At 71.7% G+C, this 11,870-nt stretch carries 8 protein-coding genes and 1 riboswitch; of the genes, 5 read left to right on the forward strand and 3 right to left on the reverse strand.

Features of this window, described 5'->3' with window-relative positions; genetic code table 11:
* Nucleotide 1 precedes the first annotated feature (1 nt).
* Complete coding sequence (locus ACH442_RS39845; RefSeq protein ID WP_396343317.1) at nucleotides 2-2,878, reverse strand: GH92 family glycosyl hydrolase; 2,877 nt, start codon at nucleotides 2,876-2,878, stop codon at nucleotides 2-4.
* A gap of 82 nt (nucleotides 2,879-2,960) precedes the next feature.
* On the opposite strand from ACH442_RS39845, the gene ACH442_RS39850 reads away from it, so the two are divergent.
* Complete coding sequence (locus tag ACH442_RS39850; RefSeq protein WP_396343318.1) at nucleotides 2,961-4,025, forward strand: hypothetical protein; 1,065 nt, start codon at nucleotides 2,961-2,963, stop codon at nucleotides 4,023-4,025.
* Nucleotides 4,026-4,040: 15 nt separating this feature from the next.
* Here ACH442_RS39850 and ACH442_RS39855 read toward each other — a convergent pair whose 3' ends face one another.
* A complete protein-coding gene (locus ACH442_RS39855; RefSeq protein WP_396343319.1) occupies nucleotides 4,041-4,556 on the reverse strand; it encodes a transglycosylase family protein in 516 nt (171 codons plus the stop codon).
* 45 nt (nucleotides 4,557-4,601) lie between these two features.
* Nucleotides 4,602-4,809, reverse strand: a riboswitch (cyclic di-AMP (ydaO/yuaA leader).
* Nucleotides 4,810-5,052: 243 nt separating this feature from the next.
* On the opposite strand from ACH442_RS39855, the gene ACH442_RS39860 reads away from it, so the two are divergent.
* The 4 genes from ACH442_RS39860 to ACH442_RS39875 are packed head-to-tail and all read left to right on the forward strand — an operon-like array spanning nucleotide 5,053 to nucleotide 10,056.
* The gene (locus ACH442_RS39860) at nucleotides 5,053-5,490 is read left to right on the forward strand and encodes a DUF6174 domain-containing protein (RefSeq protein ID WP_396343320.1); all 438 of its coding nucleotides are present in this window, start codon (nucleotides 5,053-5,055) and stop codon (nucleotides 5,488-5,490) included.
* A 44-nt stretch (nucleotides 5,491-5,534) separates the two neighbouring features.
* Entirely contained in the window at nucleotides 5,535-6,902 is a 1,368-nt protein-coding gene (locus ACH442_RS39865) for a dihydrolipoyl dehydrogenase family protein (protein ID WP_396343321.1), read from the forward strand.
* A 2-nt stretch (nucleotides 6,903-6,904) separates the two neighbouring features.
* Complete coding sequence (locus ACH442_RS39870) at nucleotides 6,905-7,360, forward strand: VOC family protein (RefSeq protein ID WP_396343322.1); 456 nt, start codon at nucleotides 6,905-6,907, stop codon at nucleotides 7,358-7,360.
* Complete coding sequence (locus tag ACH442_RS39875) at nucleotides 7,354-10,056, forward strand: AAA family ATPase (RefSeq protein ID WP_396343323.1); 2,703 nt, start codon at nucleotides 7,354-7,356, stop codon at nucleotides 10,054-10,056. Before ACH442_RS39870 ends, ACH442_RS39875 begins: the two co-directional genes overlap by 7 nt.
* Nucleotides 10,057-10,529: 473 nt before the next feature.
* Here the strand turns inward: ACH442_RS39875 and ACH442_RS39880 are convergent, their stop codons facing one another.
* A complete protein-coding gene (locus ACH442_RS39880) occupies nucleotides 10,530-11,870 on the reverse strand; it encodes an AbfB domain-containing protein (RefSeq protein WP_396343324.1) in 1,341 nt (446 codons plus the stop codon).

Raw genomic sequence — 11,870 nt, forward strand, 5'->3', positions numbered from 1 at the left:
CTCAGGAGACGGCCACGTCGAAGACGTGCATGATGCCCTTGTCGGTGTGCTCGGGCAGGGCCACCGAGGCCACCGTCTTGCCCGCGTCCAGCGCCACCGGCGTCGTCGCGAACACCCGGAACGTTCCGGTTCCCGCTGTCCCGTTGACGTTGTTACGACCCGGGAGCGTCAACGCCTCGACGTTCCCGGCCGGCGCGGCTCCGGCCCAGTCGCCGAACGTGACGGTCACCGGCTGGGAGGTGCCGTCCGTGTACTGGACGGTCGCGATGCCGGTGGCCGGTCCGTTGGTGGCCAGCCCGAGGAAGGACACGCTGCTCGCGGCCTTGCCGACGGTGACCTTCTGGCCGTGCGGGATCCAGTTGTCCGGCATGCCGGGCGCGGCCGACGGCCAGGTGAAGGTCGTCCCGCCGACGGTCAGCGCGGCGCCGGGCGTGGCGCCGGCGGCGGCCAGCGCGGTGCGGGACAGCGACCAGTCACTGAGGTCCATCGAGCCCAGGTTGCCCTGCCCGTCCGGCGTGGTGCCGGCGTTGTTCCGGGCGTCCGCCCCGGCCGGGTAGGACGGCGGGACGTCGGCCGGCCCGGTGCCCCACGTCCCCGGGGTGTCCGACATGGTGAAGTCGAGCGTCCCGCCGTGCCGCGCGAACGACGCGTCGAGCCAGCTCGCGGTCTGTCCGTGACCATTCACGCGCAGGCTCGCGACGTACCGGCCGTTGCCCTTCGTCTTGATCTTGATGCTGTGCCCGCCGCCGATCGGGTCGATCTTCACCTTGGAGAACATCGGCCCGCTGATCACGAGATCGCCGGTGCCGTAGATCGCCGGGTAGAAGCCGAGCTGTGCGAACACGTACCAGGAGCTCAACGAGCCCTGGTCGTCGTTGCCGGGCAACCCGGACGGGGTGGTGTCGTACATTTCCGACACGGCCCGGTGCAGCACGTCCGAGGTCGACGCCGGCCGTTGCAGCCAGTTGTAGACCCACGGCGTGTTGAACGCGACCTGGTTCGACAGGTAGTTGCCGGTCTGTGTGTAGGCCCCGGCGTCCAGTTGCGCCATCAGCGTGTCCAGCTGCGCGGTGGCCGCCGCGACCCCGCCGCGCCTGGCGATCAGCGTCGACAGGTTCTGCGGCACCATCCATCCGTACTGGTAGCCGGTCGACTGGTTGAACTGCCCGCGCCCGGACGTGTCCTCGCGGACGCGCAGGTCCGTCGTCCGGTCGAAGCCGGTCCGCTCGCGCGGCCGGATGTGCCGGGTGACCGGGTCGAACACGTTCATCCAGTTCTGGGCCCGGCCCATGAAGAACTCCGAGGACGATGAGTCCCCGAGTCGCGACGCGAGCTGCGCGACGGCGAAGTCGTCGATCGCGTACTCCAGGACCCGGGAGGTCGCGAAGTCCCCCTTGCGGTTCTCGATCAGGCCGGTCGAGAAGTACTGGTACCCGTCGCTGCGCGTGGTCGACGTCGCCGGCAGCCTCTGGGTCGCGATCATCGACGCGAGCGCGGCTCCCCGGTCGTAGCCGGTGGCGCCCATGTCGTCGAGCGTCGCCAGGATGACCTGGTAGTTGTCGCCCTGCATGCGGGCCGCCCCGGGCGCCCACCGCCCGGTCTGCTGGACCATCGCCACGATCGAGCGCTGGATGTCGTTCGCCACCTCGGGGAAGGTCAGCGCGAGCAGTTGCGCCTGACTGCGGTACATGTCCCAGCCGGAGCCGGCGAAGTTGATGTTGCGGTAGAAGTGGTGCCCGCGGTCCACGGCGTGGGCCAGACCGTCGAAGCCGACGTACTGCCCGTTGACGTCCTCGCGCACGTTCGGCTGCAGATAGGCGTGGTAGAGCGCGGTGTAGAAAGAGGTCCGCCGGGCGGCGTCGCCACCGCGCGCGTCGATGGTGCCGAGCGCTTCTTCCCAGGATTTTCCGGCTTCCCGACGTACGTCGTCGAAGTCGGCTTTCGAGGTTTCCTCGTCCCGGTTGAGCGCCGCGTTCTCCACGCTCACATAGCTGAAACCGGTCTTCGCGGTGACCTTGGCGCCGGGTTCGAACGTCACCCAGCCGCCCGTGTCGTGACGGTAGTCGACGCTCGTGTCGGTGCCGGCCTTGACCGCGTGCGTGCTGCCGGTGGTCAGTTCGGTGTCGTTCCAGGTGCCGTAGGAGGCGAACGGCTTGTCGTAGGTCGTCGAGAAGTACGCCTTGTAGGTGTTGCCCACGTCGCACACGTCGGCGCCGTACATCCAGCCGGAGACCGTCCGCGTGGCCGGGTCGATCGTGATCTCGCTGCCGAACGACCGGTTGTTCTGCCCCGACACGTCGAGGATGAGCGTGCCGTCGGACGACGCCGGGAAGGTGAAGCGGCTCACCGAGGTCCGCGTGGTCGCGGTCAGCTCGGTGGTGATCCCGTTGTCCAGCGCCACCTTGTAGTAGCCGGGCTGGGACACCTCGTCGTCGTGGCTGAACCCGAGGTAGTAGCCCTTGATGTCGGTGGCCGGATCGACCGGCAGGACCTCACCGGCGTACGGGATGGTGGGGAACTCGTAGCCACCGAACCGCCCGGTGCAGCCGGTGCCGGAGTAGCGCGTCATGCCGAATCCGCGGATCAGGTTCGCGGTGTACTCGTACCCGCCCTTCTCGCCGACCAGGGCGTTGCCGGCCCGGTACGTCGTCGGGCTCGGCTGCACCATGCCGAACGGGACGGCCGCGCCGGGGAACGTGTTGCCGTACGCGTCGTTGCTCTTGTTCTGCGTCGTGTCCATCTCGGTGCCGATGAACTGGTTCACCGCGGCGAACGGCGAGAGCTCCGAGGCGGCCGCGGGCGCCGCGAGCGCCGTCAGCGACAGGACCGGCCCGAGCGCCGCGGCCAGCAGCGCTCTTCTGGACGGAATGTTGATCATTGCGATGATCCTGCTGTCCGCAGAGGACCGGCGCATGGCGAGAAATCGTCGGGCAAGCGTCGCCCGAGTAAGATCACCTACCGTGAGCCGGCTGATACTCGATGACATCACCGGCGTCGATGAACGCGGCATCGCGGCAGGCGACGCCGTCGCCGAGTGGGAAGAGCCCGCCGGTCGCGCCGCCTGGGCCGCCGAGGACTGGCAGCCCGAGCCCGAGATCGTGGCGTATGCCCAGCTCGGCGCGTGGGAGGCGGTCCTCGCCCGGATCGGCCGGCACGCCCAGCTCGGTGTTCGTCGCGACGCCGGCCGCCCCGCCTGGCACGGACTGAGCAAGTCCCCGGGCGACATGAACCGCGGCATGGTCGGCGCCACCCTGCTGACCGCGGGCCGCCTCGCCGACGTCACCGCCGTGACCCGCCAGGAGGACTTCACCGGCATCCACGTGCAGGGCGCGCAGCGCGTCCAGCAGCTCGTCGTCCCGCGGATCGTCGAGCACCCGCCGGGCGAGGAGCTGGAGCCGGCCGAGGCCCGTTTCGCGATCGGCGCCCCGGCCGCGCAGGCTCCGGCCGCCCCGCTGGACCTGCCCGAGGAGCTGACCGAGGCGTTGCTGCGACGGCTGCGCCGCCGGCCGGTCGACGTCACCCGGATCGCGGTCGGCCTGCGCGTCGCCGAGACCTGGCAGCTCGCCGACGGCGTCCAGCTGCCGATCGTCTACGACGTCGCGCCGGGTAGGACTCAGGGGTACGTCGTCGACGAGTCCACCGGCACGGCCCTGACCAGCCTGCAGGCCTGCCGCAACCACCACCTGGCCGGCACGCTCGCGTGGTGCGCGCACTGCCTGCTCCCCACCTGCCCGGCCTGCCCCGAGGCGGTCCGCCCGTGCCGGCTCTGCCAGGGTGCCACCTGCGGCGACTGCGTCGTCACCGAGGACGGCCGCTGCCGCGCCTGCGCCACCCTGACCAAGGTCGGCGTGTTCGCCCGCGCGAAGTACGGGGTGGGCGCCGGCGGCTCGGCCTGGCACGGCGAGTCCCCGAACGTCCAGGTCACCATCCGTCAGCAGCGCAACTGGTGGACCCTGGAACGCTGGGACCGGTCCGGCCGGGTCACCATCCCGCTCGACCCGGGGGTCGTGCAGTACCTGCGGTGACCCGGCCGCCCGCGGCTACAGCCTGATGCGCTGACCGGGGTGGATCAGGCTCGGCGAGTGCAGCACGCCCTTGTTCAGCTTGTAGAGCGTGCGCCAGCCACCGGCCACGTGGTGCCGCTTGGCGATGGTGGCCAGGGTGTCGCCGGACCTGACCACGTACGTCTTGCCGTTGCTCTTGACCGTGGTCTTCTTCGTGGTCTTCTTCTTCGTGGTCTTCGGCTTCGACTTGGCCGGGGACTTCACGCCGGCCTTCTTGCCGCAGACCGGCCACGGGCTCAGGCCACGCTTGGCGTACAGCTTCTCGGCGATCCTGATCTGCTCCGACTTGCTGGCCCTGTTCGCGGTCGACGCGTACTTGCCGCCGCCGTTGGCGATCCACGTGCTGCGGTTGAACTGCAGGCCGCCGTAATACCCGTTGCCGGTGTTGATGTGCCAGTTGCCGCCGGACTCGCACTGCGCGACCCGGTCCCAGTTCACACTGGAAGCGCTGGCCGGGGCGGCCGTGGCGAGCAGCATGCCGCTCGCGGTCATCAGGCCGAGGGCAGCAAGGCGCGTTCGTCTACCGATCCGAGACATGGGGTTTCTCCTCCACGCCTACGAGGTGAGCTGTCGGGTTCGGGCAGAGTGGCCCGGCCGCGTCACATGCGGCTTCACCCCGAGGCCCGGTCGCGTGGTCCGACCAGGGCCGAGGCGCGAGTTCCTTTCATCGCGCCGGAAAGTGGGTCCCCCGCTCCCGCCTGAGTTTCTTGTGCGGATCGGCGGCGGGATTCGGCGGACCGTCCACAGTGCCCGCGATTTCGCGGGACGACCGACGGTAACCACAGCGAAGGGCCGGCGACCAAATTTTTCGCCCTGAATAGTGACTCTCTTCACGGTATTGCGACGATTTGATCTTGTTCGTGCCGGATAAAGTCCCGAAAACGGTGCGATTTACCGCGAACGACGGAAAGAGCGGAACCGCGGGCGGTAATCGTTCGTCGAATGGCTCATGGTGGAATCCCGACAACGCCCGGCCGCGCTCCTCACTGTGATCTCCGCCCTTGCGCTTTCCGCTTGTGGTGGCATTTCTTCCGGTACGGCGGAGAAGTCCGCCGAGCCCCTTCGCGCGGCTGAGGCGAAACTGCCGCCGGACTACTCCTACGTGCTGACGTCCAGCTGCGGCGAGCGGGCGCTGCTCGGCACCTACGAGATCGTCGTCGTCCAGGGCCGGGTGGTGTCCGGCACGCGGATCGACGCTCCGGAGATCCTGGCCGTGCCGCCCGAGTACCCGGCCGTCGCCGAGTTGCTCGACAGCGCGCTCGGCGCCGGAGCCGACGCTCACGTCGAGTTCGAGGCGGACGCCGCCGGGCTGCCCGCGCGGCTCACGATCGACCCGGACCCGAACGGGATCGACGACGAGGAGTGCTACCGGTTCAGCGGGATCACCCCGGGCACCCGGGTACCCGGGCGGCCGTCCCCAGGGTGAGTCCCGGGTTCGAACGGCCCGACCGGCGAGCCAGAATTTTCGTCATGCGAACCTTTGACGTAGTGGTGATCGGCGCCGGACCCGGCGGCGAGGTGGCGGCCGGACGGCTGGCCGAGGCCGGGCTCGACGTGGCGATCGTGGAGGCCGACAAGGTCGGCGGCGAGTGCTCGTTCTACGCGTGCATGCCGTCGAAGGCGCTGCTGCGTCCCGGCGAACTGCTCGCCGAGGCCCGCAGGACGGCCGGGGTGAGCGCCGCGGTCACCGGCGACCTGGACGTGGCGGCCGTGCTGCGCCGCCGCGACGAGCTGATCGGTCACCTCGACGACGCCGGCCAGGTGCCGTGGCTGACCGAGCGCGGGGTCACCCTGGTCCGCGGCTGGGGGCGGCTCGCCGGCGAGAAGCGGGTCGCGGTCGGCGACGAGATCCTCGACGCTCGGCGCGCGGTCATCCTGGCCGGTGGCACCCGGGCCGCGCGGCCCGCGATCGACGGGCTGGCCGAGGCGAAGCCGTGGACGAACCGGCAGGCCGTCACCACGCCGGCCGTGCCCGAGTCGCTGATCATCATCGGCGGCGGGGTCGTCGGCGTGGAGATGAGTCAGGCGTTCACCTCGCTCGGGGCCCGGGTGACGCTGATCCCGGGGGAGCGGGGGCTGCTGCCCCGCGAGGAGCGGTTCGCCGGGGAGCAGGTGGCCGCGTCCCTGGCCGAGCAGGGGGTGGACATCCGGGCCGCGGGGCGGGCCACGGCCGTACGCCGGGATCCGGAAGCCGGAGTGACGGTGACCTTGAGCGACGGGACCAGCGTGACCGGCGCGGAGATCCTGGTCGCCGCCGGCCGCGAGCCGCAGGCGGCCGGCCTGGGCCTGGCCGGGCTGGGGATCGACGAGACCGGTTACGTCAAGGTCGACGAGAACATGCGCGTGCCCGGGCTCGACTGGCTCTACGTGGTCGGCGACCTGAACGGGAAGGCGCTGTTCACGCACATGGCCAAGTACCAGGCGGCGATCGCCTCCGGGGACGTCCTCGGCCGCGGCATGGCCGCCGAGCACCTCGGGGACGGCCCCGGCGCGCCCCGGGTGATCTTCACCGAACCGCAGGTCGCCGCGGTCGGGCACACCACCGTGACCGCCGCCGCGGCCGGGCTGGCCGTCCGGGTCGTCGACGTGCCGACCGACGGCAACGCCGGAGGCGCGTTCACCGGCGGCCCGCGCGGCACCGCCCGATTCCTCGTCGACACCGACCGTGACGTGCTCGTCGGCGTCACCCTGACCGGCGCCGGCGTCGCCGACTTCCTGCAGGCCGCGACGATCGCCGTGGTCGGCGAGGTGCCGATCAGCCGCCTGCGGCACGCGATCCCGGCCTTTCCCACCCGCAGCGAGATCTGGCTCCACCTCTTCGACGCCCTCGGGATCTGACCGTGGAATATCAACTGGAACTGATCGCCGTGCCGGTGACCGACATCGACCGGGCCAAGAAGTTCTACAACCAGCTCGGCTGGCGGGAGGACCTCGACTACGTGTGCGGCGACGACTACCGCGTCGTGCAGTTCACCCCGCCCGGGTCGCACTGCTCGATCGCGTTCGGCGTCGGGATCGGCACCGCCGCGCCCGGCACCGTGGAGAACGTCCACCTCATCGTGCGCGACATCGAGGAGGCCCGGGCCGAGCTGACCCGGCGGGGCGTCCAGATCAGCGAGATCTTCCACGACGCGGACGGGGTGTTCCACCACGCGGGAACGGAGAAGCGCGTGCCGGGGCTCTACCCAGGGCGTTCGTCGTACGGGTCGTTCGCTTCCTTCACCGATCCGGACGGTAACGGCTACTTGCTGCAGGAGGTCACCGAACGAGCGCCGGGTACGCTCCCAGCGTGCTGAGATCAGTCGAACTCCGAGGCCGGTCGCGCGAACGTGAACAGCTCGAACGCCTGATCCGCGACATCCGGACGGGCCGGAGCCGGGTCCTGGTGCTGCGCGGCGAGGCCGGCACCGGCAAGTCGGCGCTCCTCGACTACCTGGTCGGCCACGCGCCGACCACCCGCGTCGTACGGGCCGCCGGGGTCGAGCCGGAGACCGAGCTCGCGTACTCGGCGTTGCAGCAGCTGGTCGCTCCGCTCATGCCGCACCTGGACCGGCTGCCCGAGCCGCAGCGGGTCGCGCTCTCCACCGCGTTCGGCCTCAGCTCCGGCCCGCCCCCGGAAGCCCTGCTGATCGGGCTGGCCGTGCTCGGTCTGCTCGCCGAGGCCGCCGTCGACCAGCCCCTCGTCGTGGTCGTCGACGACGCCCAGTGGCTCGACCGGATGTCCGAGGTGATCCTCACGTTCGTGGCCCGCCGGCTCGACGCCGAGTCGGTCGCGCTGGTCTTCGCGGCCCGTACCCCGGCCGACGACGCGCTGCTCACCGGCCTGCCCGAGCTGCGCGTCGAAGGCCTGCCCGAGGCCGACGCCCGTGCGCTGCTCGACACCGTGCTGCCCGGCCTCGTCGACGCCCGGGTCCGCGACCGGATCGTCGCCGAGACCCGCGGCAACCCCCTGGCCCTGCTCGAACTGCCCCGCGGCACCGACCCGGCCTTCGGGTTCGGCATCCCGGCCGCCACCACCGTCGCCGGCCACCTCGAGGAGGACTTCGGCCGCCGGATCGCCGCCCTGCCCGCGCCGACCCGGACCCTGCTGCTGGCCGCCGCCGTCGAACCGGTCGGCAACGTGCCCCTGCTCTGGCGCGCCGCCGACCTGCTCGGCGTCAGCGCCGACGCGGCCGGCCCGGCCGAGGCCGCCGGCCTGGTCGAGATCGGCGCCCGGGTCCGCTTCCGGCACCCGCTGGCCCGCTCCGCCGCCTGGCACGGCGCCGACCCGGCCCAGCTGCGCGCCGTGCACCGGGCGCTGGCCGAGGTCACCGACGCCGAGGAGGACCCGGACCGCCACGCCTGGCACCGTGGGCACGCCGCCGTCGGCCCCGACGAGGAAGTCGCCGAGGAACTGGAGAACTCGGCCGGCCGGGCCCTGTCCCGCGGCGGTCGCGCCGCTGCGGCCGCCTTCCTCGAGCGGGCCGCCGAACTGACCCCGGAACCCGGTCGCCGCGCCGCCCGGATGCTCGCCGCCGCCCAGGCCCGCCTCGCCTCGGGCGCGGCCGCCGCCGTCCCCGGCCTGCTCGCCGCCGTGGAACAGGGACCGCTCGACGCGGTTCAGGCCGCGACCGTCGAACGGCTCCGGGCGCAGATCGCGTTCGTCCTCAACACCGGCCGGGAAGTGGTGCCGCCGCTGCTCACGGCGGCCGGACGGCTGGAGAGCCTGGACCCGGTCGCGGCCCGGGAGACGTACCTGTCCGCGGTCGGGGCGGCGATCAACGCCGGCCGGCTCGGCCGGGACGACCTGCGGCACGCCGTCGACGCGGCCGCCGGATCCCTCGTCGCCGACCCCGAACCGGCCGGGCTGCTGCTCGCCGCGCTGATCACCTGGGCCCGTGAGGGCCACGCGGCCGCGGTGCCGGCGTTCCAGCGGGCGCTCGCCGCCGTCCCCGCGGACAACGAACTCGACCTGCTCTGGCTCACCGGGATGCTGGTCAACGAGGTCTTCGACGACGAGGCGTTCCTCGAACGGACCGAGCAGGCGGTCACGTTCGCCCGCGCCGCCGGGGCACTGTCGCGGCTGCCGAGCGCCCTCACGTTCCGGTCCACCGCGCTGATCTACGCGGGCCGGTTCGCCGACGCGTCCGATCTGATCGACGAAGCCGCCGCGCTGGCCCGGGCAGTCGGGCCCGCCCCGCACCCGGCCAGCGGCAGCATCCTCGCCGCCTACCGCGGCAAGACCGACGAGGCACTCGCCCTGATCGACGAGCTGACCCGGGACGCGCGGGACGGCGGGGTCGGCTGGCTGCTCGGCGTCGCCGGGTACAGCCGGGCCGTCCTGCACAACGGTCACGGCGACTACGCGGCCGCCCTGGCCGCGGCCCAGGAGGCGGTCAGCCACGAGGACCTCGCCGTCCTGCAGTGGTCGCTCGGCGAACTCGTCGAGGCGGCCGCCCGAACCGGCGCGTCCAAGGAAGCGGCCGAGGCGCGTGACCGGCTCGTCGCCCGCGCCGCCGTCGCCGGCACGCCCTGGTCCCGCGGGGTGCGGGCGCTGGCCGACGCGCTGGTCGACGACGCCGAGAAGGACTACCGGACAGCGGTCGAGGAGTTCGGCGCCAGCCGCCACAAGCTGTCCCTGGCCCGGGCCCGGCTCCTCTACGGCGAGTGGCTGCGCCGAGCCAACCGCCGGGCCGAAGCAAGAGATCAACTGCGACCCGCGTACGAGGCGTTCAGCACCATGGGCGCCGAAGGTTTCGCCGAGCGGGCCGGCCGCGAACTGACCGCGACGGGCGAGACTGTCCGCAAACGCTCCACCGGCACCCGGGAGGAGCTGACCGCGCAGGAGTCCCAGATCGCGCGCCTGGCCGCCGCCGGCCGCACCAACCCGGAGATCGGCGCCGTCCTGTTCCTGAGCCCCCGCACCGTCGAGTGGCACCTCCGCAAGATCTTCACCAAACTCGGCATCACGTCCCGCCGGGAACTCCCCACCGCCGTCGGCCGCCTCGCCTGACCCTCACCCCGCGCCGCCACCCGGATCACAGCGAACCTCGCGCCGAGCACGACGCGAAGCCGCTGCCACTCGCCCTCGTCCCGCGACTCACCCCTCGGCCGGCTCTGAGCGGTGTTTCCCGGAGCTGGAAACATCCCTGAGCGCCGGCCGGCCGGCGTGAGCCGCGCCGCGTGCGAGACCGGGGCCGGGCTTTGTGCTCCGGCGGGCGCGACGCCGCGTGCGAGACCGGGCCGGGCTTTGTGCCCCGGCGGGCGCGACGCCGCGTGCGGGCCTTGCGCTCCGGCCGGCGCGACGCCGCGTGCGAGACCCGGCCGCACCTCGTGCTCCGGCGGGTCAGCACTCGTGAGTGGTAGCGGGGTTGCGGACGGCCGGAGACTTGGGGGCGGGACTGCTGCGGGCGTACGCGCACATGGGGTTGATCTTGTGGGCCCGGCCCGGCGTGGGGGATCGCCGGGCCGGGCCCGGGGATGGGGTCAGTAGCCGATGCGGAACGTGGCGTCCTGTTTGTCCGTCGCGGCGGAGCTGCTGGTGATCGGGTCGATGCGCAGGACGTAGTTGTTGTGCCGCAGGTAGCGGTCGGGGTAGTTGTAGGAGCGGAACGACGTCCAGGAGGAGTCGGCGAACCCGGACGTCCGGTAGAACGTGGCGTCGGCGTTGAACGTGCTACTGCCGTCGTTCGCGGCCAGGACCAGGGCGTAGTTCTTGTGCCGCAGGTACCGGTCGGGGTAGTTGACCGACCGGAACGACACCCCGGACGAGTCGGCCAGCCCGGGGACGAGGGTCCACTGCTGGTCCTGGTAGGGATCGAAGGGGTACGTGTCGATGCGCCCCACACCGTCGGCGTGCCGGAGGTAACGGTCGGGGTAGTTGTAGGACTTGATCCGGTTCCACGCCGGCGTGCCCCACTTGGTGGTGAGGGCGGACAGTTCGCCGGAGGTGATCGGCACGATGCCGCAGTGCTTCGAGTTCAACGGCTGCGTGTACGCGCGGTCGTTGAGCAGTGTCCACGAGCCCCCGGCCACGTTCGTGGTCTGCCAGCAGAAGAACCGTCCGTTGGGGCTCCATGTGTCGCCCCACATGTACCAGACGTCGGACGTGTTCGACTTGACGATCTGTGGCGCCTCGACGCCGCGCCCGGGAGTGATCGCGCTGGTGTAGACGCTGAGGTTCTTCGTCCCGAGCAGCGTGCTGTTGGTGTTGTTCTTGTAGTACATGTAGTTCACGCCGCCGGCCGTCACGAACGTGCCGTCGATCGCGTCGTACCCGGGGTCGTAGTAGACCGCGTTCGCCGAGGCGGTCACGAAGTCGCTCGTGTAGTTGATCATCAGGACGTTGTGGCCGGTGCTGTTCACCGCGGAGTAGACGATCGCGTACTGCCCGCGCGCCGCGTCCCAGTACGCCTCCGGCGCCCAGGCGTGCGTCGCGAGCGAGTGCACCTTGATCCGGCGGTACCCGGTGAACGCGCGCAGGTCGGCCGAGTCCCAGACGTGCAGGTACTGGCTCTGGTACGACCAGTCGGTGCCGTACAGGTCGGTGGCGAGCACGACGAACGTGCCGTCCTGTTTGCGCAGCAGGAACGGGTCGCGCAGGCCGAGGCTCCCGGCGGTCGGGGTGGCGACGGCGTTGTTCTGGGCGAGGGGTGTCCAGTTCAGACCGTCGGTGCTGACCGCCAGGTGCAGGCCGTAGTTGGCGGCGGTCATCGAGGGGGACTCGGTGAAGTAGGCCATGGCGTAACCGGAGTAGCCGGCGGCCTGGGCCGCGGACGGCACGACGAGGGAGGCGGCCGCGCCGGCGAGGAGGGTTCGACGTCTCAT

Origin of the sequence: Actinoplanes sp. NPDC020271, from assembly GCF_044388125.1 — a bacterium.
Taxonomy (GTDB): Bacteria; Actinomycetota; Actinomycetes; order Mycobacteriales; family Micromonosporaceae; genus Actinoplanes.